This is a genomic window from Halorubrum sp. CBA1125 (assembly GCF_009742825.1).
In the GTDB taxonomy this organism is placed as follows: domain Archaea; phylum Halobacteriota; class Halobacteria; order Halobacteriales; family Haloferacaceae; genus Halorubrum.
The window spans coordinates 1-22,587 of sequence record NZ_WPCE01000023.1; the positions used below are offsets into that span (position 1 = coordinate 1).

The window sequence follows — 22,587 nt, forward strand, 5'->3', positions numbered from 1 at the left end:
GAACGAAGTGAGCGAGAGAACCCGACGAAGAAAAAGGTGGATATGCACCTTTCAGCGACTAGCTAATTCGACCAAAATGTCTGAAAAATATCACAGCAACAGAGCCACAGAACCAACTCGCGACTATCGCGCTGGCGGACACCGTCCGTCAGTTGGCGACGGCACGTCCGATCAGCAATCCCCGGGGGGTCAGATTCCTTAGATTCCTCCGGGGTGGATCGTCGCGCGATACGCCTCGCCGTTCGCCTGCTTCTCGTAGGCTTCCTCGGCGCCCTCGAACCCGACCTTGTAGTTGAACAGGTCGCGGAACGGAACCTCTCCGTCCAACTGGTCGAGGAGTTCGATGGACGTCTCGAACTGACTCGGGGGATAGACGAGACTTCCCCGGATGTCGACGTACTTCTGGACGAGACGCGTCGGGTTGATCTCCACCTCGCCGTTGTACGCGAAGTGGCCGACCTCGACGAGCGTCCCTCCGTCTCGCAGAATCTCGATCCCCTGTCGAACCGCGGGCGGGTAGCCCGCGGATTCGACGACGACGTCGGGGCCGACGTTCCCGTTCGTGAGGCTGCTGACGTGCTCATTGAGAGCCTCGTCCCCGTCGTGCTCGGTGAGGTCGACGAGGTTGTCCGCTCCGAACTTTCGAGCAAATTCGAGTCGCTTTTCGACGGCGTCGATGACGATAATGTTACCCGCTCCTGCGTTGTTCGCGGCGGCAACGGTCAACAGTCCGACGGGGCCGACGCCCTGTACCGCGATGCTCTTTCCGGGACCGAAACCCTCGCGGGCGTGCGGCATGCCGGGCTTGTACGCCTGCTCGAGCGCGTGCGTCGCGACGGAGAGCGGTTCCGCCAACGCGCCGAGTTCCACGTCCATGTCGTCCGGGAGCTTGTAGAAGGACGCGCGATCTTCGATCACGACGTACTCGCTGAATCCGCCGTGGCCGTACGGTGGCTCGTCGACGTTGAAGTAGCCGTAGACGTCCCGATTCTCACACGTCGTCGGCCGAGCGGGGACGTTGTCGCAGTACCAGCAGTCTCCGCACACGATCCCCGGGACGACGGTCGCAGCGTCGCCTTCCGTGATCTCCTCGCCTTTCGAATCGGTGCGCACGTCGTCTCCGACCTCCTCGATGACGCCGGCGAACTCGTGGCCCGGCACGACCGGGAAATCGAGGTCCATCCCTCCTTCGTTCATGTGGACGTCGGACCCACAGATACCCGATAGTTCGACGCGGAGGAGCACTTCGTCGTCACCGATCTCCGGGATGTCGATCTCTTTCTGTGAGAGCTCACCAGGCTCTTCCATGACTAAGGCATTGGCTTTCATTGCGTCTACTACGAGTCTTACACACTACAACTTAATACCGTTGGTCACGAACCTCAGAACCGGACATGCGGGCGTATTAGCCGGTATACCCGTCGGCCACGCGACACTGTCCGACCAGACACACCCAGCGCGTCCGTCCGAAATGAGAGGCGTTGCGCGCGTCGGGGCGGTCCACCGCGTCCCGAATCGCGCGGTGCGCGACGGGAGGAGGTTCAGTACGCGTCGCGGTAGATCTCCAGGATGTCCTCCTCGGTCGAGACGCGGGGGTTCGTGCTCTTATTGCGGCTGGTGTCCGCGCGGGTGGCGGCCGCCTCGGCGAGGTCGGGCAGGAAGTCCTCCTCGACGCCCAGCTCGGAGAGACCCTCGGGGAGGTCGACGGCCTGCGAGAGGTCCTCGACCTCCTCGACGAACCGCTTTGAGGCCTCGCGGGTCGACATCGACCGCGCGTCGACGCCCATCGCCTCGGCGAGCTCGGCGTACTTGTCCTCGCGGGCGATGCGGTTGTACCGGAGTACCGCGGGGAGGATGAGGCCGTTGGTGACCCCGTGGGGGGTGTCGTAGTGGGCGCTAACTGGGTGGGACATCGAGTGGACGAGTCCCAGCCCGGAGTTCATAAAGCCCATGCCGTCGATGGTCGTCGCGATCTGCATGTTCATCAGCGCGTCGAGGTCCTTCTTCGAGACCGCCGCAGGGAGACTCTCCGAGACCATCTCTACGGACCTGTAGTTCAGGGCGTCCGTGATCGGGTTCGAGTTCGTCGAGATGTATCCCATAACCGACTGTGTGAGACAGTCCATCCCGGTCGAGGCGGCCACCTTGGAGGGCAGCGACTGCAGTAGCGTCGGGTCCAAGAGCGCCACGTTGGGGATGAGCTTCGGGTCACCGACCCCGATCTTCTCCTCCCGATTCGGATCGGTGATGACGGTGAAGGGCGTGACCTCGCTCCCGGTCCCGATCGTGGTCGGGACGGTGATGATCGGGTAGGGGTCGGTGGGGAAGTTGCCCTGGCCCTCGTAATCGATGTAGTCGCCGCCGCACTTCGCGAGACCGGAAATCGCCTTCGCCGTGTCCATCGAACTCCCGCCGCCGACGCCGATGGCGCCGTCACATCCCTCGTCGTTGAAAATCTCTGCGCCGTCCTCCACCGTCGACACTCGCGGGTTCGGCTCGACCTCGTCGTAGAGGTAGTACTCGATCCCGGCGTCCTCCAGCGCGTCGACGATCGGGTCGGTGACGCCGACCTCGGGAAGGGTCGGGTCGGTGACGATCATCGGGTGTTCGACGTCGAGATCCGCGAGTTCGTCGGGTATCTCCGCGGCTCTCCCTTTTCCGAAGGCGACGTCTGCTCGGTGTACGAATCGGAACGGTTGGTCGTATTGGTACGTCGGCATGGAAGCAGTTCCAAATTATGATTAATGTTATAAATAGTTGGCTCTGTTGGGTTACGGTGTCACGGTACCCGAAACGGTCTCACGTCGTTCGCTCGTAGAACCCGGCCTGTCTACTTTCGAATACGTACGTCGCTCGGCAGTCGAGAGAGTTATTCGGCGTTTTGTCCCTCGTACGTGACGGCTTTGAGCATGCCGTTCAGGTAGCCGACCGTGTACGTTCGACCCTGAGAGCCGCCGAACTCCCACTCGTCTTCTCCTTCCATGAGCGGGACGTGGTCCGGCGTCATCACACCGGTGAACCCCTCCTCGTAGAGCGTCTTCATGACCTCGTATTCGTCGTAGTTGCTCTCCGGGTCGTCGATGAACGTCTCGTAGAAACGCGGCACGGACCCGACGACATCACGGAAGTGCACGTACACGATGTCCTCACCGCCGAAGTGTCGGATGACCTCGACGACGTCTTCGCCCATCTCGGACCAGCACCCGAGACAGAACTTCAGGCCGTGGTTCTCGCTGTCGACGAGGCTCATCGCCCGCTTGAAGTTCTCGAAGTTCCGGAACAGCAGCGGGATACCGTTGATCTCGGGGAGCGGCGGATCGCTGGGGTGAACGCCGAGCGTCACGCCGGCCTCCTCGGCGACCGGGACGACCTCGTCCAGGAACGCCTCGTACTCCGCCCAGAGTTCTTCTTCGGTGACATCTCGGTTGATGAGACGTTCATTCTCAAGATCGTCAATGTCAAATGCGGACACCTGTGCCCCTCCGCGGACGGCCTTCGTTCGCGTCGTTCGGACGGCACCGTCCGGCGGATGGCCGCTGTAGCCGAGCACCGGGATGCCCGCCTCACCCATGTTCCGAATCGTCTGTTTGATGATATCCATCTTCTCCGCGCGCGCCTCGTCGTCCTGTTCGAGCAGGATCTCGTAGAGCGGAACCGGCATCTTCTCGAAGGCGAACAGACGCAGGCCGTGGTCGTCGAGGCGGTCGATGAGGTCTTCGAGAACCTCGGACGACCACGTCTCCCCGAGCGGCATGACGGAATCGAACCCCTCGTGTCTGTGCGGGGTGAAGAGTACGTCTTTGACGCCGAGTTGACTCGCCCTTCGGAGGAACGCGTCGGTCACGGGCTTGTACGTCCCCACCGCGACTCGCATCGGCAGCGACTCGAAGTCGTTCGTACTCTGTGCTGAAGTGGTAGCCGTGTTCGGTACCATGCACACCCCTCGTACACTAACCACATTATATCCACCGGTCGGCCCGGGTCTGTGCTGGAGACCGTCGCTTTCCGCGAACGGTGTGGAACAATAAAAAACGGCCTTCGCGGCTACGGCATTTGTTATTGTCAAATTTCGTTCGAACAGGGACGGATTCAAGAAAGCGAAGTTACACGGGCAACGCTGTAAACTACTCTTAACTATTCCACTATTGTTCATAATATTTGAGGTAGTCAAATTTCGGGTGGAATGGTGTGGTATCGCTCCACTTAGGTTACATCAATAGTAATGTAATGTACGGGTGAGACGAGGTGAGTGTTACCCATATTTTGAATACATCAAATCAAATCCGTACTACTCTCCGTCTCCCCCTGTTCCGTGAAGAGCTCGTAAATATCAGTTTTCGTATATTCAGTCAATTGAGGCATCTCTGATGTCGTGGGGATCCTCGACACACCCGTTCCCCAGTGTGGGGTAGTTTGCCGTCCCGGCGGCAGTGCTCCTGTTTGACGGCCGATCACTCCTTCAGTGGGGAGTTCGATCGAACCGGATCAGCGGAGAAACCGGCCAGGTGCCGTCGTACTTTCGTCCAGTAGTATTGAACGATATTATCGATACTGGATCGGATCGCCGGAAGAACTGCATCACTGTGGATACAATCAGATATTTCGCCCGTTTCGACACTATTCATCCACTATTGTAGAACGATATTCAAGCACAGATGACGCTGTCGTATCCTGTATTGACGCTTTTTACCCGCTTTCTGGAGATAGCTCTCGTTCGAAATTGTTAGACAACACGCGATAGGCCCGTCACCGAGTCGGTCGTATCGCCGAAAGAAACAGCACAGCGCCGCGGCCGCGTCAGTTCTCGCCTGCGGGGTCCTGGTAGTTGTGGTACAGCGTCTTGAGCTGGGTGTATTTCAGCAGGCCGTACTTCCCGTCCTCGCCGCCGAGGCCCGACTCGTTCCAGCCGATGTGGTGACCCTGCCAGGACTCGCCGAGGGTCCGGTTGATGTACGTCTCGCCGAAGTCCAGCTCGTCCGCGATGCGGTTGACGAGCTGGTAGTTGTTGGTGAACAGGTACGAGGAGAGCCCGTACTTCGAGTCGTTGGCGTACTCGAGCGCCTGGTCCATCGAGTCGATCTCGACGATGGGAAGCGCGGGACCGAACACCTCCTCCTGGATGATGTCCATGTCCTGGGTCACGTCGGTCAGGATGGTCGGCTCGAACCAGTAGCCGTGGGCGAACTGGCCGCCGTCCGGGCGCGCGCCGCCGGTGAGCACGTTGGCGCCCTGTTCGATGGCACGCTGGACCGCGTTCTCCGTCGCGTCGAGTTCGCCCTGGCTGACCTGTGGGCCCATGTCGGGGTTGTCCCGCGGGTTGCCGATGGTGAGGCCCTCGGCCGCGTCGACGAGTTTCTCGGTGAACTCCTCGGCCACGTCGGAGTGGACGTACACCCGCTCGGCGCAGATACACACCTGCCCGGCGTTGGCGATCCGCGCGGTGAGGATGTCGTCGACGGCGGCGTCGATGTCGGCGTCCTTCCAGACGATGGCGGGCGCCTTCCCGCCCAGTTCGAGCGAGACCGGGATGAGCCGGTCGGCGACGGACTCCGCGATCGCCTTGCCCGTTCCGGTGTCGCCGGTCATCGTGACCATGTCGACGCCCTCGTTCGTCACCAGCGCGTCGCCCACGACCGAGCCGTGCCCGGTGACGAGGTTGAGCACCCCGTCGGGGAGGTCGACGTTCTCGTCGATGAGCTCCATCGCGCGGACCGTCGCGAGCGGCGTGTTCGAACTCGGCTTCGCGACGACGGTGTTGCCCGTGACCAGCGCCGGCGCTATCTTCCGCATGAACAGCGCGACGGGGTAGTTCCACGGGATGATGGCCGCGACGACGCCGAGCGGGCGACGTTCGAGCGTTATCTTCTCCTGGGGAACGTCGCCCGGGACCACGTCACCCTCGATGCGGCGGTCCCACTCGGCCATGTAGTTGCCCATGTCGGCAGCGTCCGCTATTTCGCCCTCCGCCGCCCCGAGCGGTTTGCCCTGTTCGTCGGTCACGAGCCCGGCGAGCTCTTCCTGGTTATCGAGGAGCACCTGTGCGATGTCCCGGACGAGCTGACCGCGCTCGGGAGCCGGCGTCAGCGCCCACTCCGATTCGGCCTCCGAGGCCGCCGTCACGGCCTCTTGGACCTCCTCGTTGGTCACGCTGGGCACCTCGTCGACGACCTCCTCGGTCGCCGGGTTGAGGACCTCGATAGTCTCGTCACTGTTCGACTCACGCCACTCTCCGTCGATGTACAATCCTCGCGACATACTGTTCAGACTGCGCTGAACTATAATGTATTTTTTGGTTTTCCCGCCGAAAACGAATCCACAACGGGTCGAAAACCGCGGAACGACGCTAGGCTATTCGAAGTCGGTGATGACCTCGACGCCCTTCGTCTCGAAGTTCGTCATGGCCTCGAGCCGGTCGTTGATGTCGTCGAGTTCGACGTGCTTGGTCACCAGCTTCTCGGGCTGGATCTTGTCGTGTTCCATCAGGCGGAAGATCTCCTCGTAGCGGTGCGGCTGGAACCCCTTCGCCGTGATGATGTCCTGTTCGGCGTGCAGCATCTTGTCGATGGGGAAGTCGATGCGGCCCTCCTCCTCGGAGGTCGTGATGCCGATCTGGACGTGGGTGCCGGGCGTCGAAATAGAGTTGACGGAGTTCAGGCAGGTCTCGCGGATGCCCAGGGCGTCCACGGAGACTTCCGCGCCGCCGTCCGTGATATCGTGGATCTCGCCGGGGACGTCGTCGATGTTGCCGCCGTGGACGGTTTCGACCGCGCCCATCTCCTCGGCCAACGAGAGCTTGTCGTCGTCGAGGTCGACCGCGATGACGTTCGCGCCGAGGGCGGTCGCGACGTTCACCGCCGAGAGGCCGATACCGCCACAGCCGTGGACGGCGACGTAGTCGCCGGTGTTGATGTTGGCGCGGTCGGCCATCGCGTGGTAGGACGTGACGAAACGGCACCCGAGACCGGCCATCTCGTGGGCCGAAATCCCGTCGGGGATGCGGGCGAGGTTGAAGTCCGCGTTGGGGACACAGAGGTGGGTACAGAAGGCACCGGGCTGGGCGTCGTCGTCGAACCCGTAGTGGAGGATGTTCTCACACATGTGGGCGTTGCCGTCACGGCAGTTGTTACACCGCCCACAGACGATGTTGAACGGGACGACGACCTGGTCGCCCTCGCGGAAGTTCTCGACCTGGTCACCGACCTCGAGGATGGTACCGGCGGGCTCGTGACCCAGGATGTTACCCTTCGTGACGGCACCACCCTCCATCCACGCGTAGTCTCCCTGCCAACCGTGCCAGTCCGATCGACAGATACCACACGCCTCGGTCTTGACCAGGACCTCGTCGGAGTCGATCTCCGGGTCGGGGCGTTCTTCGATTTCGAGCGGTTCTCCATACTCCTTCAGGACTGCTCCACGCATAGTAAATCCGATCGGCGATTCACAGGTAGTTCGTATAAAGGTTTCCATCATTCGTTCCTGAGGAATACGCCGCGTCCGGTGGGTGGGAAACCTTTATTCCCGTTCTACATGAACTATCGAACGATGCACGTGGAAGTACTCTCCGATATCGAGGAATTCGAATCGCAAGAACGCGAGCGACCTGAACCGGACGCCGGGGAGGTCCTGGTTCGGATGCGAAACGTCGGCATCTGCGGTTCCGATGTTCACTACTGGGAGCACGGCCGCATCGGCGACTTCGTCGTCGAAGGCGACCTGGTCCTGGGTCACGAGAGCGCCGGCGAGGTCGTGGAGGTCGGCGAAGACGTCACCGACCTCGAAGCGGGGATGGAGGTCACGGTCGAACCGAACATCCCCTGTCGGCGCTGTGAAGCCTGCAAGCGGGGTAACTACCACCTCTGTGACGACATCGAGTTCATGGCGACGCCGCCCCACGACGGCGCCTTCACCGAGTACGTCGCCTGGCCCGCCGACTTCGTCTATGAACTCCCCGAGTCCGTCTCCACCCGCGAGGGCGCCCTCTGTGAGCCCATCAGCGTCTGTCTGAACGCCTGTCGGCGCGGCAACGTCGACGTCGGCGACACCGTCCTCGTCACCGGGTGCGGGCCCATCGGTCAGATCTCCATGCAGGTCGCGTACGCCTTCGGTGCCGACGAGGTCATCACCACCGACGTGGTGCCCGCGAAGCTCGACCGCGCCGAGGAACACGGCGCGGCCCACACCGTCAACGTCGCAGAGACCGACCTGGAGGCGGAAATCGAGGAGTACACCGACGGCACGGGCGTCGACGTGGTCATCGAGGCCTCCGGCGCCGAACCCGCCATGCGGTCCACCCTCGACGTGGTGCGACGGGGCGGGACGGTCGTCCTCCTCGGGATGCCCATCGAAGGCGAGATGCCCCTCGACACGCTCGACATCATCTCCAACGAGATCGACGTCCACGGCTCCTTCCGCTTCCGGAACACCTACCCCGACGCCATCTCCCTCCTCGAGAGCGGCCGGGTGGACGTGGACGGCCTGATCGATTTCACCCAGCCCCTCGGCGAGGTGAGCGACGCCTTCGAGCGCGTCCGCGACGACGACTCGGTCGTGAAGGGTATGATCGAGATCTGAGGCGGCGACAGCGTCTTTTTCGGGCGCTACTCCGCGGTCGTGTTCCCGAACACCGTACAGTTACCGTGCTCCCCCCCGATTCGCTCGACGTCTTCCGGGACGAACACCGGTTCGTTGTTCGGCACGCTCCGTCCCTCCAGTTCGGCGTACAGCGTTCCCGTGAAACGGTACTTCACGCCGGTGTAGAGCGCTTTGTCCTCGGGCGCGTCGATGAACACCGAACTGTACTCCTGTGCCTGGACTCCCTCACGGGTGGTCGCACACTGCGGGTCGGCGTCCCGGACGAGACCGCCCTGATACCACCCCTCGATGGTGATCTGCTCCCCGATGTACGGCTGCGGGTTCTCCTCGATCTCGGCGATCGGCACGACCCCGTTTTTCTCGGGACCGAATCCCAACGCTCCCGGGCCGATCTGCGCCACGAACAGCGCCCCGACTAAGACGACGAAAAAAAGAGAGAAGGCGATCCGACGCTTACGGTCCATCTGTCCGATCAGTTGACCATCAGGCTGAGGATGTCCTCGCGCTCGATTTCCTCGCCGCTGAGGTCGGCCACCTTCTCGCCACGACGCATGACGACGATGCGGTCCGCGATCTCGCGGACCATCTCCAAGTTGTGGCTCACGATGACGATGGAGTGATCTTGCTTCAGGTCGTCGATGGCGTCCATCAGCTTGTTGATGACCTCCTCGGAGAGCGCCGTGAACGGCTCGTCGAGCACCATGATCGGGGGATCCGTGTACATCGCCCGGGCGAAAGAGAGGATCTGCTGTTGACCGCCGGAGAGCAGGCGGACCTCCTTGTCCACGTGCATCTCGAAGCCGAGTTCGTCGAGCATCTGGCGGGACTCCTGGCGCATCGTCTCCTTGTCGGAGACCCTGAGGAGACCGCCGAGGTACTCCTTTTCGATTTGACGGCCCATGAAGATGTTCTCGAACACCGGTCGGATGCCGACGAGGGCCATGTCCTGGTGTACGACACCTACCTCGTCACCGAGCACTTTCTGGGTATTCTGGTCGTCCAGCACGGTTCCCGTCGCATACTCGATGCGTCCACTGTCGATCTGGTGGATGCCGACCAGCGAGTAGAGGAGCGTGGACTTCCCGGCGCCGTTGTCACCCACGATGGCGACGACTTCGTTGTCGTTTATTTCCAGGGAAACGTCGTCCAGCGCCTGTAGGTTCCCGAAGCTCTTCGAGACGTTTTCGGCCTTCAAGACCCAATCGCCGGACGACTCTTCCTCCGAGACACTCTCTTGTACGGACATCTCTTACCGAATAGAGCGTATCACCACATATATAATTAACGTTACCTTCGAGTGCGAACCGTGAATCCATTATTAGCGTACTCGTGCCTGATGATACCATAGCTGATTTATCGTACACGCACACGCTGAAACAGGCTGGCTGTCAGCGGGTTCGACAACCCTACCAACAGGGTTGGACGCTCCGATTTCCCGTGACGTGTGTCTCTAGAACTAACTCAGATAGTAAGAATGAAATACCCGAAGAGAATGATTCCTGACTATGCCACTGGGATATACTGCGGAACAGTTTGGATACGACTCAACCCAGGACTTCCTGGTCGAGGGGCTACAGAACTACTACATCTGGCCGCTCCTGTTCATCCTGTATGGGTTGCTTTCGGCACTGTTCCCGGCCGTCTTCGGACTCAGTGTCGTCACCGAGGTGCTGTCCAGCTCCGTGGATCTGATCGTTCTCGCTGTCGGTATCACCTTCGTCATGGCCGCCGGCGAGATCGACCTCTCAATCGTCGGAACGATGGGGGTCGCACCGTTCATCGCGACGTGGACGATCACCTCACTCGGCTTCCCGATGCCCGTCGCGGTCTTGATCGTCCTGCCGTTCATCGCGATTCTCATCGGGCTCACCAACGCCTTCCTCGTCAACACCCTGGAAATCGACTCGCTCGTCGCCACGCTGGGGACGTACTTCTTCCTCATCGGCGCGATGCTGGCACTGACCCGCGGCGCGACGGTCTCCGGCTTCGGGGACGCGTGGTCGTACATCGGTTCGACGGAGATATCCGGCGTCCCGCTGCATATCGTCGCCGCGCTCTTGATCGCCATCGCCGCACACCTCATCCTCTCGAAACACCCCTTCGGCCAGAACCTGCTCCTGACCGGCGGTGACAACGAATCGGCGTCCAAGTCCGGTATCGACACCGACGCGACGCGGCGAACCGCGTTCGTTCTCGCCGCCATCCTCTCCGGTCTCGCCGGCTTCCTGCTCTCCTCCCAGCTCGGTATCATCAGCTCCACGTTCGGTCAGGGTCGTCTGCTTCCCGCCATCGCGGCGCCGATTCTCGGCGGCGTCTACCTGACCGGCGGGAAGGCACGGATCCACCAGGCGATCGGCGGGGCGCTGCTGCTCCAGATGATCAACACCTGCCTGACCATCGCCGGCGTGAGCGGGTACTACATCCGTCTGTACACCGGCATCCTGGTGCTCATCGCCATCGTGCTCGGCAGTCTGCGCATCATGACGCAGTAACCCGACCGACACGTTTTCGAGCCGTTTCGCGATCCCTCGGGAACCGATACGAACGGCCCACGATCTCCGTTTGTAAAAGTTAACTATAATCAAAAGCATTTTATATAGCGCTAACAATCATGATGATAGGGTCTGACAGGTTACAATGACCGAACCAACCAACGAGTCACACAGTACGCGGCGTAAGTACGTCAAAACTATCGGTGCCGGTACCCTGATCGGTACCACCGGCCTCGCCGGCTGTAGCGGCGGAGGCGGTGGTGACGGCGGAGACGGCGGCGATGGTGGAGACGGCGGCGATGGTGGAGACGGCGGCGACGGCGGTAGCGGTGACGGTGGCGACGGCGGCGATGGCGGTTCCGGCGACGGAAGCGACAGTCAGGGAACCATCGGCATCGCGATGAAGTCCCTGGGTGCGTTCTTCTTCCGTGCGTGTGCGGAAGCCGCCAGGTATCAGGCCGAGGAGCTCGGTTACGAGGTCCAGATGGTCGGCGCCGGCGGTGACAGCGAGGAGCTGAACCGTCAGATCTCGTCGCTCGCGAGACGGAGGACGTGGAGGCCATCATCACGGACCCCATCAACAGCGAGGCTCAGCAGAGCCCCATCTCGGACGCGATGGACGACGGCATCCCGGTCGGCGTCATCGACACGCCGCCGGCCTCGGAGGCTACCGTGACGGTCGCCTTCGACAACTACCTCGCCGGCGAACAGGCCGCCAGGGAGGCCGTCGCCCAACTCGAGGAGAAGTACGACTCCCTCGAGGGCAGGAACGTCGTCAGCTTCCACGGCTTTCTCGGTTCCTACGCGTGGAACCAGCGCATGATGGGCGTCCGCGACTACATGGAGCAGGCCGCCGAGGAGACGGGACTCAACTTCCACAACGTCCAGGGCGGCGGTTCGCCCCAGGAGTTCGCGACCTCGGCGCTCGAGTGGTTCTCCCAGCAGGACAGCGTTGCCGCGGCGATCAACGCGTCCTCCGGTGGCTTCATGGCGGGCGTGCTCCGCGCGCTCGACCAGGAGGACATGCTCTACTACCGCGGCCACGAGGACCACGTGCACGTCGGTGCGGTCGACGGCTACCTCAGCGACGTGGCGTGGATCCAGGAGGGCTACATCGACTTCATCTCGGTGCAGAACGCCGTCTCCTACGGCCAGATCATGGTCGACCTCCTCGATCAGTACGCCATCGGCGAGGGTACGCGCGACGTGATGCCCGTCGGTGAGGAGCCGGACATCGACACCAGCCGGTTCTACTACGGCGATGAGCTCGGCGAGAGCCCCGCGATCGAGTCCATGGACTTCGGTCCGAAGTACACCGTCCCGACGTACATCATGGACCACGAGAACGTCGATCACTCGATGCACTGGCCCAAGCTCGCGCGCGACCGTCTCGGTATGGAGTCCGAGGCCGCGGGTCTGGAAGTCTCGCCCCAGGGTACGCCGCCGGACTCCGGGAACTAACGCCTCTCGTCCCCGTTTTTCGTGACGCACCCGTGCCCGCCTCGGCGGCCGGGCAACCAGGGGCGTCTGTGTGTACCGCGTTCCGTTACCGACCGGTGCTTCACGTTCTCCGCTCCCGATCCGTGCCTTGCTCGTCAATTCGTGTTCACCGTGATCGTCTCGTGACGAATTGATATGTTTGTATATAGGTTCCAGTTCGATACGCTCTGATTACACTTTCTGTAGTTTCGCACGTATCCTTCCGTGGCTTCCGAGGGAGCTATTTCAGAGGCTCAAAGCGCACGTACGCTCGTTTGTCGGCGGCGAATCTCGATATCCTGCCCGGGAAATTTGAGTTATATCACATACGATATGGAAATTCTATCCGTCCGGGGAGGTATAACGTAGCGGAGACAAGACTCGGTCCAGACGACAGAGTGCGTGGTTGATCCCGGTATTCGGATCAGTTCTCATCGACTGGGACGTTATCCGTCTCGAACGGGTTCGACCACGGTGTACGACGCACACGCAAAATTAGTTCGATTCCGTCTGCCCGCTCGTAGATTACTATCGTACATCTGTAATTCGAGTGTTAGAGACGGACATCCGCTGGAGTTCGAACCGACCCGCTGGGGTCCTATCGAACGTCAATACGGTCTTCGGCGCTCTGGAGGTTCACCTCACAGATGTTCGTCGCCTGTATCACCTTCTCCGCGAACGACTCTCGGAGCCGGTCGTCGGGCAGTCGGGCGGTCGGTCCGGAGACCGCGATGGCGCCGATGTTCTCTCGGTTCGGCAGCGTGACCGGCGACCCGACGGCACGAATGCCGTGCATCTGTTCTTCGTCCGCGATCGCGTACTGGCGGTGCTGCGTTTCCTCGATTTCCGCCATGAGTTCGTCCACGTCGGTTATCGTGTGGTCGGTCAACTGCGGTAGCTCCCGGCGTCGGAGCGTTTCGCGCGCCTGATCGCTCGACATCGCGGCGAGTATCGCTTTCCCGGCGGCGGTACAGTGGAGGTGGTTCAGGGGCTGTTCGCGCTTGCGATCGTGGTACTCCGTTCCGACCGCTTCCGGCCCGAAGCGCTCGTAGAGCGCGTACATGTGCCCGTCGTGTTCGATGATGAGGTGGGCACACTCGCCGGTCTCTTCGGCCAACTGATCCACCTGTTCCTTCGCGGCCCGGTAGAGCGCCTGGTGGTGGCGAACGTGTTCGCCGAGCGTCAGCAGCTGGAACCCGAGGTGGTACTCGTTGTCCCGCTGGACGACGAAGTTCGCCTCTCGGAGGGTCGCGAGGTGGGTGTGGACCGTCCCCGGCGAGAGGTCGGTCGCGGCCGACAGCTCCGACACCGTCGCGCCGTTGCGTTCTCGCAGGAGCCTGATGATCTCACACGCCTTCGCGACGGACCGGATCTTGCGGGACATCACGCGTCGGTTCGCCCCGGGTGGATAAATATATTTTGACGCTATCAAAAACAGCGTTATTCCCGGTAGTCCGGAACGTCTTCGGGGAGTTCGCTCAGGATGCCGCTGTAATCGAGGTACACGCGGAGTTCGGCGAACTCCTCTCCGTCGAACTCGAAGACGTCGACGAGCCCAATGCCCTCGTACTCTCGGCCCGCGCTCGTCTTGCCCTCGATGGTGCCCTCGGCGATGACGGTGTCCCCGTCGACGAAGTAGTTCTCCATGTTGTGTGCGCCCTCCGCGAAGAACTCGGCGTTCAACTGGTAGAACTCACGAACTTCGTCTCGCCCCCGGAAGATACCTTCCCGGGGGGACTTCAGTACTGCGTCCTCTGCGAACAGCTCGACGACGTCCTCTATTGTCGCGTCCGGGTCGTCCGACCGTTCGAAGTACGCTTTCGCTTTTTTCGACGCTCATGCGTGAGCAGGTATCACATCACACTCAAATAACTGTAACGGTCGCATGACGGCATTGCGTCGATTCGATCGTCCAGGTTACTCCTTCGAGACTGGACGGTGGCCCGCAACGCCCGCGAGCCGGCCGCGTTTGCCATCAGTCCTCGCGGACGGACACGCTCGACTCGTTCACGAAGCCGTGCGGTTCGTCTCCCTCGAGGTAGCGGACGACGTTCTCCGCCGTCTTCCGACGGAGTTCCGTCAGCGAGGACTCCGAGTACCACGCGACGTGCGGCGTGACGACCGTCTCTTCCCGCTCGAAAAGCGGCGACTCGTGGGTGGGTTCCTCGGCCATGACGTCGAGTCCGGCGCCGGCGATCTCGTCTCCGAGCAGCGCCTCGTTGAGCGCGTCCTCGTCGACGATCGGGCCGCGCGCGGTGTTGATGAGAAACGCGGAGTCTTTCATCTGGCGGAACGCGTCCGCGTCGAAGAGGTGACGTGTCTCTTCGACGAGCGGGGTGTGGATCGAGACGACGTCCGATTCGGCCAGCAGCGTCTCGAACGACACGATCTCGACCGGGTGATCCGCGACGTCGTCTTCCGAGAGGTACGGGTCGTACGTGAGGTACTCGAGGTCGAATCCGTCGAGCAGTTCCGCGAACGTGCGGGGGATCTTTCCGAACGCCACGAATCCGACGGTCTTCCCCTTGAGCGGCTCGATCGGTCGGCCGATCTTCCAGTCCCACGTGCCGGCTTTGACTTCGCGGTCGTACCGAGCCGTCTTGCGCGCCAGGGTCATGAGCAGCGCGATCGCGTGGGTCGCCACTTCCTCCTCGCAGTACGATGGGACGTGAGTGACGGCGACGTCGTGGGCCGACGCCGCCTCCACGTCGACGTTGTCGACGCCGATACCGTACCGGGACACCACCGATAGCTCCGGGAGCTGTTCGAGCACCGCCTCGGTGACCTGCGCGTACTGGACCAGCAGCCCGTCAGCGCCCGACGCCAGGTCGACGAGTTCCGACTCCGACGACGCCGACCCGATGGTCACGGTGATGTCGGAATCTGCGAGTTCGAAGACCTCGCGTTCCGTGTCCGCGTCCGGAAAGTCCGCCTGTGAAATCGCTACCTTGTATGCCATCGCCTCGAACTGGTACTGCACAGAATAAAAAAAGTCTGTGGTCGTGCGGGGTCGACGGTGGCCAATCACACGTCTGAGTTGGTCCCGAGACGACACCGATCCAACGGTGTTCGATGACGTAGACGAAACGGGTCGACATCGGACACGAAGCATCCGAACGCGAGGGTCAGTACACGTGATACTTACAACTGTATTGGTGTAATTCACGACGGTCGCTCTTCGCCGTCGAGCAGCGATTCGAGGCGCTTCTGACGACGGCCGGCCTTCTGGTGCTCCTGTCGAATGCAGTCCACCAGTCGGTCGGCCATGTGTTCGAAGTTCGCCTCCGGGTCGTCTTCGAGTTCCTCGAAGAAGTCCTGGTTTCGCTCCTCGCACTGCGTTTTCCACCCCTCCCGAATACTCGAAGCGCCGTGAAGCGTTCCGGCGATGCTCCCGGCGATGGTCGCGATGGCGTCGCTGTCGCGACCGTAGTTCACGCTCTCCACGATAGAACGGTCGACGTCGCCCTCGCATATCGAGAGGATCGCGACCGCGGTCGGGAGGGTCTCGAGTGGGCTCGCACTGATCAGTTCGCCGGCGTGGTACTTCTCTCGATCCCACTGGACGGCGGGCCACCGCCAGTCGAGGAACCGATCGTACAGCGTCTCGACGAGGTCGTCGACCGAGTCCGCGGACTCGGCGTAGCCGAGAGCGAGATCCAAGCTCCGCTCGACGATCCCGGTCGACTGATTCAGCATGGTCACGATCACCGACTCGATGGTGGCGTCCGGCATGATCGCGTGGGCGATACCGGCCGCGACGGTCGCCGTCGCGTGTCGGTCGGGACCCTCCTGTAGCATCGACGCGAGCACCAGACCGTCCTGATACGCCTGTCGAGGGTCTCCAGCGTTGACGATACCGATCGGCGTGATAGCGCCGGTCGCCTTGTTATCTGGGACGGCTCCACGGCCCACGTCCCACGGGTTGAGGCCGGCGCTGATCTTCTTCAGAATGATCTCCTCGTTGATCCACACGCGGTTCGGATTGAGGTGTTGGCGCAATACCTCGGCGAACTTCGGCGGGTAGATGCGCCCTTGTGCCTTGACGACGGCCAGACAGAGATAGTGCCGCATCGCCGTATCGCTGGTGATCGTTCCCGGCTCTGTCTTCGAATACGGCATGTAGTACTGCTTGAACTCCTCGAAGGATCCGTACTCCTCTTGGATTCGCTCGTGTGTCCACCCCTCGACGGGAGCACCGAGCGCGTCCCCGACGGCCCCACCGATGAGGCAGCCGTACACCGAATCTTTGATGTCGTATGTCATATGTGGCCCAACAGGATGTGCTTACAAAGTCGTTCCGCCCGGTGTACGGTGAGCGAGAGCGTTCTCAAAGGGTGTTCGACGACATAGAACGAGATGGCAGTCAGGTCGTGTCGCCGAGCCGATCGCTGGCGACCCGCGCCGTGTCTTTGATCTTCCCCGGCAGTTCGTCCGAAAATCGGCGAGCCTTCGTGTGCATGTAGGGGTTCTCGATCCGACTGTCGAAGGTGGTGATACCGATCGCGCCGAGGACGCCGTCCTCGTCGCTAACGATGGGACTCGCGATACTCGCGATCCCGTCGATGAACTCCTCCGAGCTGTAGGCGAAGCCGAGCTGGCGCACCTTCGACAACCTCGATTCGAGTTCGTCCCTGTCGGTCAGCGTGTTCTCGGTGTGAGCGGGAAGTCCACACTCCGCGAGGACCGACTCCAACGAGTCCGAGGGCAGGTGGGCGAGGATCGCCTGTCCGTAGGCGGTGCAGTGTAGTTCGACCTGTTTGCCGACGGACGTGGGTAACTCCTCGAGGTGCGGGTCCTCGGAACGATACAGCCAGACCAGTTTATCGCCCTCTTTGACGGCGGCGTGTGAGACGGCATTCGTGTCGGTCGCGAGCTCCTCGGTCATCTTCTCGACGATGCCGGTGAGCCGATGTTTCCGAAGCGCGAGCCTCCCGAGGTGAGCCATTCGGAGCCCGAGACGGAGTCCCTCGTCGTCACGAATGACGTACCGATTCTGCTGGAGGGTTTGCAAGTGGTAGTGGACCGTACTCCGGGAGTGGTCCACCTCCTCGGCGATGTCGGAAACGCTCGGCCGGTCCCGCTCGGCGATCGCTTCTACGATGTCGAACGCCGTCTGTGTCGATTTGATTCGTTTTTTCGATGTGCTATCTGTTTCCATACTTCAAACAACGTTCTTCCTCGTAATTAATCTGTTGTGTTCGACGATGTCGATCAGTAGGCGATCCGGCGGCGGGATCACCGACGGTCGTACTCGCCCGCCGAACGTCCGAACCGAACTGCTCCCGCCGGGTGTGGATAGTTTTATATGCAGAAGCGGTGTTCTCCCATGTTGCATGCATATTGAACAGATAGAACCGATCGTACTCGAGAGTGCGATTGGCACGGTGTCCATGCCGGGTGGCAAAAGCGAGTTCGAAGCGACGGTGACACCGGTCGTCGCGAGGGTGCACACCGACGAAGGAATCGTCGGAGTCGGGGAGACGTATCTCGACGATCCGTCCGGACACAAGGCGATGACCGCCGCGAAAGGGATGGAGGCACTGGGTCACGAACTGGAGGGGCAGGATCCGAGAGAGGTCCAGGCGCGCTGGCACGAGATGTACGTCCACGTGAAGCGCGAGGGGTCGTTCCGGGCGATGAGCGCCGTCGACGAGGCCCTGTGGGACATCAAGGGGAAGGCCGCCGGTCTCCCCGTCTACGAACTGCTCGGCGGAAAGGTCGGCCAGACCAAGGCGTACGCGACCTTCCCGCTCTCGAAGCCGGCCGAGCAACTGATCGAGGACGCCGAGTGGCTCGCCGAGAAGGGGTTCCCCACGATGAAGATCGTCGCCGGCCACGGCGTCGAGAACGACCGGGAAAAGATCAGCACCGTCGCGGCGAACATCCCGGAGGAGCTCGGACTCGCGATCGACTCCAACACGACGTACGGCGTGAAAGACGCGATGAAGGTGGGGCGGACGGCGAGCGAGTACGACCTCGAGTGGTTCGAAGAGCCGATCTCGCACACCAACGTTCAGGGACAGGCTCAGCTGAATCGGGACCTGGAGGTACCTGTCTCGGCGTATCAGAACCACCTCGCACACTATCCCGCGGTCGATCTCTTGGAGGCGAACGCGCTCGAAATCTACCAACCCGCGCTGGACTTCGTGGGCGGCATCACCGCGGCGCACCGCGTCGCGACGATGATCGAACCCTACGACAAGCAACTGGTCCCACACGCGTTCGGCCCGGCGATCAACTACTCGGCGAGCCTCCACGTCGCGGCGGCGTCGCCGGTTTGCGACCTGATCGAATTCGGCGTGTACTCGGACAAGGTCGACGACCCCGGCGAGTACATCGCCAGCCCGTACGTCGCCAACCAGAAGGACATCTACGTCCAGGACGGCGGCGTCATCGAGCCGCCCGAGGCGCCCGGCCTCGGACTGGAACTCGACGAAGACCTGATCGAAGAGTACCGGCTGAACTGACCCGGGCCGCCCCGGACGAACGGTCACTTCGGCTCGTACGGCTCTCGACGGCTTTGCCAGTACTGTGTGGTAACCGCCTCTCGTCGCGGTCGGGACGCTCGTTCTTTGGCGATCTCTCCGTCAGTCGTTGCGATGGGTGCTCCTCAGAGGAGATGCCTCTGGGGTGGTGGATTCGCCCTTGGTATCTTCCCACTACTATCGATCGTATCGTACTCTCTGCTAGTAGGTCCGTGTGTCTCTTTGCTCCTAAGCCCCTGTCTCCCCCCGTGATAGGACGGAGCACCGTGTCTGTCGGTGAACGCTCAGTAGGCAGATGATAGTGCTCAGGAAGGCTGTCCTCGGGTATGACCTCCGCCGATCACACCCGGACTCCTCTCTCGGACGATAGTTAATCGCGGTGTTCCGCGTCGTTGAGGAGCTTCCAGTATTTGATCAGGGTGGCCGCGTGACCCTCGTCCTCGTCGGCCCGGCGGACCGTCGCCTTGTACGCCTCGTGTACGACGCCGTTTATCGGGAGTGCGGTGTGGTTCTCGTGAGCCACCTCGCGAGCGTAGCCGATGTCCTTGTTCCAGATCGCGAGCGCACCGAGTCCTTCGATGTCTTGGCTGAAGTCCTCTGAGAAGTACTTGTCGAGCATTCCCATCTCGAGGAAGTCGTTGTACAGCGCAGGATCGACGCCGTTGTCGCGCGCGAACTCGACGATCTCCGCGTCGATCGCGTGGTGGCCCGCGTATCGCATCTGCAGGCCCAATTTGAAGATTGTCCCCTTCCCGATCTCGCCGACTCGCGCGTGGTCGGCACAGACGATGTCGAGGACGTCGGAGGCGGCCGCGTAGTTCTCCTCGGTCCCGCCGATCATCATGTGGTACCCCTCGCGCGGCGACCCACCCGTGATGGGCGCCTCGATGAACCTGGCGCCCCGATCGGCGCACTTCTCCTCGTAGCGGACGGACGTTTCCGGGCGCGTCGTCGACACGTCGATGACCAGTTGTCCTTCCTCGAGCACGTCCAGGAGACCGTCGTCGCCCTCCATCACGTCCTCGACTTCCGGGGTCCCCGGAACGGCCATCAAGATTGCGTCGGCCCCACGGCCGATCTCCGCTGGACTGCCCTTCGCGGTCGCTCCCTCGTCGACGGCGTGTTGAACTTTCTCCGGATCGATGTCGAAAACGGTGACGTCGTGGTCGGTATCCACTAGGGCGTCGAGGAACAGTTTCCCGATGTACCCCACGCCGATGAGACCTATCGTAGTCATGAGACACCGTAACGATGGCAAGTATTCCGTATAAAAGTTTGCGTCGGCTGAGAAGTCGACGAGAGAGCCGAACCCTCGGACGTTCCGACAGTCGGGCGGTCCCCTCGTCGCGAGGGTGCTGACATCAAAAGGCCTAATATCTAACCACCTGTTACCTCATCTCACGATGTACTCGTTTCGATCGGATGTCCACACGGGTGAAAACCGGTGTTGGCCGTGTACCGTCACGAACGTGGTGCTCGCGGGCGTGCTCGCGGGCGTCCTGTACGTGTTCTCTCCCCTCCTCGCGGCGGCGTTCTTCGGGGTTGGGATGCTGCTCATCGCGTTCGTGGGGTACCTCGTCCCCGGAACGCCGTACCTGACGCGGCGATTCTTCCCGAAGCGGGTGCTCGCCTGGTTCGGGAAGGCGCCGCCGGACACCCCCGTGCAGGCGACCCAAGACCTGGAGGCGGACCACGACCTCGACGCCGACGTGGATCGACTGATTACGGTCGGAGCCCTCTCGGAGGCGGACGAGGACGCGCTGGCGATCACGCCCTCGTTCGAAGAGCGGTGGTGGGAACACATCCGCGCGTTGCGCGACGACGAACGAGCACAACGCGAGACGTTCGCTGGGATCGTCGGCGTCGACCCGGACGAGGTGCACTTCGAACCGGTCGAGGAGACGGGGGCGTTCGCGGTTCGCGTCGGGAAAAACGACGTCTCACAGTGGATGTCGCAGGCGGCGTTCGTCGCCGACCTCGCCGCCACCGAAGCGCTGTCCGCGATCGACCCCGACTGGAACACCCTGTCGCTCCAGGACCAACACGGACTGCTGATGGGCCTCCGACAGTTCCTGACGCGCTGTCCTCGCTGTGAGGGCCCCCTCGTCGAAGCGAACGAGGCGACCGAGTCGTGCTGCTGGTCGATACGCGCGATCACGTCTCGCTGTGACGACTGCGGGGACCGGCTGTACGTGGTGGCCTGACCGATGGACGTCCGAACGCGCGCCGGATCGATCGCCGAGTCGACGGGAATCGCTCGCGTCCCTCGGGAACGCGACGGTTCGATTCGACAGTGATGGGCCCTCCCGCAGTGTCCGCGATCGTGGCCAGCAGCGTAGTGCCGGGGTCGCTCGCGGGCCCGCTGGTTTCCGCCGTGTTACCCGTCTTATCGATCGCGGGGGTCGGCTACGCCTTCGCGACGTACCAGGACGTGGACGCGGAACCGCTCAGCGTAATTTCGCTGTACGTCTTGCTTCCGGCACTGGTCTTTCACAGTCTCGCGACGACGGAGATCCCGACAGACGTCGCGGTTACCGCATTTCTGGGCGTCTACGGGTTCGTGTTCGTGATGCTCGTCGTCGCGGAAGCGGTGTGTTATCTGTTCGGCGTCTCCGGGACGATGCGGAACGCCCTCGTGTTGACGGCGATGTTTCCCAACGTGGGTAACTACGGGTTACCGCTGGCCGACTTCGCGTTCGGCTCGATCGGCAGGGAGATCGCGGTGATATTTATCATCGCCCAGTCCACGCTCATGTATTCGCTGGGGGTGTTCATCGCGTCCCGTCGTTCGGACCGGACCTGGAAAGGTGCCTTCTCTCGTATCTTTCAGTTACCGGTGATCTACGCGGTCATCGTCGCGCTCCTCTTACGGGCGCTGGGTCGCGTTCCGAGCTCGGGTCACGCGATGATGGAGGCGATCGCGATGACGGGCAACGCGACGATCCCGATCATGCTCCTCCTGCTCGGGATGAAACTGGCGGGCCTCCGTAGGGGGGCGAGTTTCGGGCGGATATTTCAGGCGTCCGCTCTCGTTCTCGTCGTCTCGCCCGTCGTCGCACTCGGATTTGCCCTCCTGCTGGCGTTGCCGGCGGCCGTCATGCGACCGTTCGTGCTGCTCGGTGCGATGCCGACGGCGATAACGCCGCTGCTCCTGCTCATCGAATTCGGCGATCCGTCGTCGAATCACGACGTCGAATACGCCAGCTCGGTGATCTTCCTGACGACGATCCTGAGCATCGGAACGCTGTCGCTGATCATCGTCCTCCTCAGTTGAGACGATCACCGCGGCGTTTCGAACGGAGAGCGGCGGTGGAAAATGGCATATATCGTTACCTTTACAAAAGGTTTAATAATGATGATTGACACCGAGTAACTATGGGTTCAGATAACGACTCCCATGACCGATCAGGGCGACGAGTGTACCGACGCAGATTCGCGCAAGTCGTCGGCGGCTCGGGGCTCGCCGGCGTAGCGGGGTGTATGGGCAACGGCGGCGATGGCGGTGACGGCGGCGATGGCGGTGACGGCGGCGACGGCGG

General features: G+C 62.0%; 19 protein-coding genes and 1 pseudogene. 7 read left to right on the forward strand and 13 right to left on the reverse strand.

Features of this window, described 5'->3' with window-relative positions:
* Positions 1-198: 198 nt before the first annotated feature.
* The 5 genes from GJ633_RS04300 to GJ633_RS04320 form a co-directional block, all read right to left on the reverse strand.
* Complete coding sequence (locus GJ633_RS04300; RefSeq protein ID WP_156587492.1) at positions 199-1,329, reverse strand: zinc-binding dehydrogenase; 1,131 nt, start codon at positions 1,327-1,329, stop codon at positions 199-201.
* A gap of 212 nt (positions 1,330-1,541) precedes the next feature.
* Positions 1,542-2,720: an iron-containing alcohol dehydrogenase family protein gene (locus GJ633_RS04305; protein ID WP_156587494.1), complete on the reverse strand. Its 1,179-nt coding sequence runs from the start codon at positions 2,718-2,720 to the stop codon at positions 1,542-1,544.
* Between the two features lie 149 nt (positions 2,721-2,869).
* Positions 2,870-3,934 carry a mannonate dehydratase gene (locus GJ633_RS04310; protein ID WP_197431228.1) on the reverse strand — a complete coding sequence of 355 codons (1,065 nt, stop codon included), beginning with the start codon at positions 3,932-3,934 and terminating at the stop codon, positions 2,870-2,872.
* An 863-nt stretch (positions 3,935-4,797) separates the two neighbouring features.
* Positions 4,798-6,255 carry an aldehyde dehydrogenase gene (gene aldA / locus GJ633_RS04315; protein ID WP_156587496.1) on the reverse strand — a complete coding sequence of 486 codons (1,458 nt, stop codon included), beginning with the start codon at positions 6,253-6,255 and terminating at the stop codon, positions 4,798-4,800.
* Between the two features lie 93 nt (positions 6,256-6,348).
* The gene (locus GJ633_RS04320) at positions 6,349-7,419 is read right to left on the reverse strand and encodes an alcohol dehydrogenase catalytic domain-containing protein (RefSeq protein ID WP_156587498.1); all 1,071 of its coding nucleotides are present in this window, start codon (positions 7,417-7,419) and stop codon (positions 6,349-6,351) included.
* Between the two features lie 123 nt (positions 7,420-7,542).
* On the opposite strand from GJ633_RS04320, the gene GJ633_RS04325 reads away from it, so the two are divergent.
* Positions 7,543-8,571 carry an NAD(P)-dependent alcohol dehydrogenase gene (locus GJ633_RS04325; RefSeq protein WP_156587500.1) on the forward strand — a complete coding sequence of 343 codons (1,029 nt, stop codon included), beginning with the start codon at positions 7,543-7,545 and terminating at the stop codon, positions 8,569-8,571.
* 26 nt (positions 8,572-8,597) lie between these two features.
* Here the strand turns inward: GJ633_RS04325 and GJ633_RS04330 are convergent, their stop codons facing one another.
* On the reverse strand, positions 8,598-9,056 hold the full coding sequence (locus tag GJ633_RS04330) for a hypothetical protein (protein WP_156587502.1): 459 nt from the start codon (positions 9,054-9,056) through the stop codon (positions 8,598-8,600).
* 8 nt (positions 9,057-9,064) lie between these two features.
* The gene (locus tag GJ633_RS04335) at positions 9,065-9,838 is read right to left on the reverse strand and encodes an ATP-binding cassette domain-containing protein (RefSeq protein ID WP_156587504.1); all 774 of its coding nucleotides are present in this window, start codon (positions 9,836-9,838) and stop codon (positions 9,065-9,067) included.
* 259 nt (positions 9,839-10,097) lie between these two features.
* On the opposite strand from GJ633_RS04335, the gene GJ633_RS04340 reads away from it, so the two are divergent.
* The 3 genes from GJ633_RS04340 (at position 10,098) to GJ633_RS04350 (ending at position 12,545) form a co-directional block, all read left to right on the forward strand.
* The gene (locus GJ633_RS04340; RefSeq protein WP_156587506.1) at positions 10,098-11,084 is read left to right on the forward strand and encodes an ABC transporter permease; all 987 of its coding nucleotides are present in this window, start codon (positions 10,098-10,100) and stop codon (positions 11,082-11,084) included.
* A 260-nt stretch (positions 11,085-11,344) separates the two neighbouring features.
* Positions 11,345-11,488, forward strand: a complete 144-nt coding sequence (locus GJ633_RS04345; protein WP_156587508.1) for a hypothetical protein — start codon at positions 11,345-11,347, stop codon at positions 11,486-11,488.
* Positions 11,489-11,636: 148 nt separating this feature from the next.
* Positions 11,637-12,545 (forward strand): sugar ABC transporter substrate-binding protein, encoded by a 909-nt coding sequence (locus GJ633_RS04350; protein WP_156587510.1) that lies wholly within the window; start codon positions 11,637-11,639, stop codon positions 12,543-12,545.
* A gap of 616 nt (positions 12,546-13,161) precedes the next feature.
* Here the strand turns inward: GJ633_RS04350 and GJ633_RS04355 are convergent.
* The 5 genes and pseudogenes from GJ633_RS04355 to GJ633_RS04375 all read right to left on the reverse strand — a co-directional run bounded on the left by GJ633_RS04355 (position 13,162) and on the right by GJ633_RS04375 (position 17,721).
* Complete coding sequence (locus tag GJ633_RS04355) at positions 13,162-13,947, reverse strand: IclR family transcriptional regulator (protein WP_156587512.1); 786 nt, start codon at positions 13,945-13,947, stop codon at positions 13,162-13,164.
* A 56-nt stretch (positions 13,948-14,003) separates the two neighbouring features.
* Positions 14,004-14,369, reverse strand: a pseudogene (locus tag GJ633_RS16990) (nuclear transport factor 2 family protein); the annotation flags it as partial.
* 169 nt (positions 14,370-14,538) lie between these two features.
* A complete protein-coding gene (locus GJ633_RS04365) occupies positions 14,539-15,522 on the reverse strand; it encodes a C-terminal binding protein (RefSeq protein ID WP_156587516.1) in 984 nt (327 codons plus the stop codon).
* A 203-nt stretch (positions 15,523-15,725) separates the two neighbouring features.
* Positions 15,726-16,826: an ADP-ribosylglycohydrolase family protein gene (locus GJ633_RS04370; protein WP_156587518.1), complete on the reverse strand. Its 1,101-nt coding sequence runs from the start codon at positions 16,824-16,826 to the stop codon at positions 15,726-15,728.
* A 100-nt stretch (positions 16,827-16,926) separates the two neighbouring features.
* A complete protein-coding gene (locus tag GJ633_RS04375; protein ID WP_156587520.1) occupies positions 16,927-17,721 on the reverse strand; it encodes an IclR family transcriptional regulator in 795 nt (264 codons plus the stop codon).
* Between the two features lie 232 nt (positions 17,722-17,953).
* Here GJ633_RS04375 and GJ633_RS04380 point away from each other — a divergent pair, with 232 nt between their 5' ends.
* Entirely contained in the window at positions 17,954-19,030 is a 1,077-nt protein-coding gene (locus tag GJ633_RS04380) for a mandelate racemase/muconate lactonizing enzyme family protein (protein ID WP_197431229.1), read from the forward strand.
* A 388-nt stretch (positions 19,031-19,418) separates the two neighbouring features.
* Here the strand turns inward: GJ633_RS04380 and GJ633_RS04385 are convergent, their stop codons facing one another.
* Entirely contained in the window at positions 19,419-20,285 is an 867-nt protein-coding gene (locus GJ633_RS04385; RefSeq protein ID WP_156587522.1) for an NAD(P)-dependent oxidoreductase, read from the reverse strand.
* 166 nt (positions 20,286-20,451) lie between these two features.
* Between GJ633_RS04385 and GJ633_RS04390 the strand changes: the two genes are divergently transcribed.
* Both GJ633_RS04390 and GJ633_RS04395 read left to right on the forward strand, forming a co-directional pair.
* Positions 20,452-21,252, forward strand: a complete 801-nt coding sequence (locus tag GJ633_RS04390) for a hypothetical protein (RefSeq protein ID WP_156587523.1) — start codon at positions 20,452-20,454, stop codon at positions 21,250-21,252.
* 119 nt (positions 21,253-21,371) lie between these two features.
* Positions 21,372-22,322, forward strand: a complete 951-nt coding sequence (locus GJ633_RS04395; RefSeq protein ID WP_197431230.1) for an AEC family transporter — start codon at positions 21,372-21,374, stop codon at positions 22,320-22,322.
* The last annotated feature ends 265 nt before the right edge of the window (positions 22,323-22,587 follow it).

Excerpts from the sequence above, each read along its gene's own strand:
- GJ633_RS04325 (WP_156587500.1), top strand. The coding sequence starts at position 7,543 with ATGCACGTGGAAGTACTCTCCGATATCGAGGAATTCGAATCGCAAGAA.
- GJ633_RS04330 (WP_156587502.1), bottom strand. The coding sequence starts at position 9,056 with ATGGACCGTAAGCGTCGGATCGCCTTCTCTCTTTTTTTCGTCGTCTTA.
- aldA (WP_156587496.1), bottom strand. The coding sequence starts at position 6,255 with ATGTCGCGAGGATTGTACATCGACGGAGAGTGGCGTGAGTCGAACAGT.
- GJ633_RS04340 (WP_156587506.1), top strand. The coding sequence starts at position 10,098 with ATGCCACTGGGATATACTGCGGAACAGTTTGGATACGACTCAACCCAG.
- GJ633_RS04385 (WP_156587522.1), bottom strand. The coding sequence starts at position 20,285 with ATGACTACGATAGGTCTCATCGGCGTGGGGTACATCGGGAAACTGTTC.
- GJ633_RS04300 (WP_156587492.1), bottom strand. The coding sequence starts at position 1,329 with ATGAAAGCCAATGCCTTAGTCATGGAAGAGCCTGGTGAGCTCTCACAG.
- GJ633_RS04305 (WP_156587494.1), bottom strand. The coding sequence starts at position 2,720 with ATGCCGACGTACCAATACGACCAACCGTTCCGATTCGTACACCGAGCA.
- GJ633_RS04365 (WP_156587516.1), bottom strand. The coding sequence starts at position 15,522 with ATGGCATACAAGGTAGCGATTTCACAGGCGGACTTTCCGGACGCGGAC.
- GJ633_RS04380 (WP_197431229.1), top strand. The coding sequence starts at position 17,954 with ATGCCGGGTGGCAAAAGCGAGTTCGAAGCGACGGTGACACCGGTCGTC.
- GJ633_RS04335 (WP_156587504.1), bottom strand. The coding sequence starts at position 9,838 with ATGTCCGTACAAGAGAGTGTCTCGGAGGAAGAGTCGTCCGGCGATTGG.
- GJ633_RS04390 (WP_156587523.1), top strand. The coding sequence starts at position 20,452 with ATGTACTCGTTTCGATCGGATGTCCACACGGGTGAAAACCGGTGTTGG.
- GJ633_RS04320 (WP_156587498.1), bottom strand. The coding sequence starts at position 7,419 with ATGCGTGGAGCAGTCCTGAAGGAGTATGGAGAACCGCTCGAAATCGAA.
- GJ633_RS04370 (WP_156587518.1), bottom strand. The coding sequence starts at position 16,826 with ATGACATACGACATCAAAGATTCGGTGTACGGCTGCCTCATCGGTGGG.
- GJ633_RS04355 (WP_156587512.1), bottom strand. The coding sequence starts at position 13,947 with ATGTCCCGCAAGATCCGGTCCGTCGCGAAGGCGTGTGAGATCATCAGG.
- GJ633_RS04375 (WP_156587520.1), bottom strand. The coding sequence starts at position 17,721 with ATGGAAACAGATAGCACATCGAAAAAACGAATCAAATCGACACAGACG.
- GJ633_RS04310 (WP_197431228.1), bottom strand. The coding sequence starts at position 3,934 with ATGGTACCGAACACGGCTACCACTTCAGCACAGAGTACGAACGACTTC.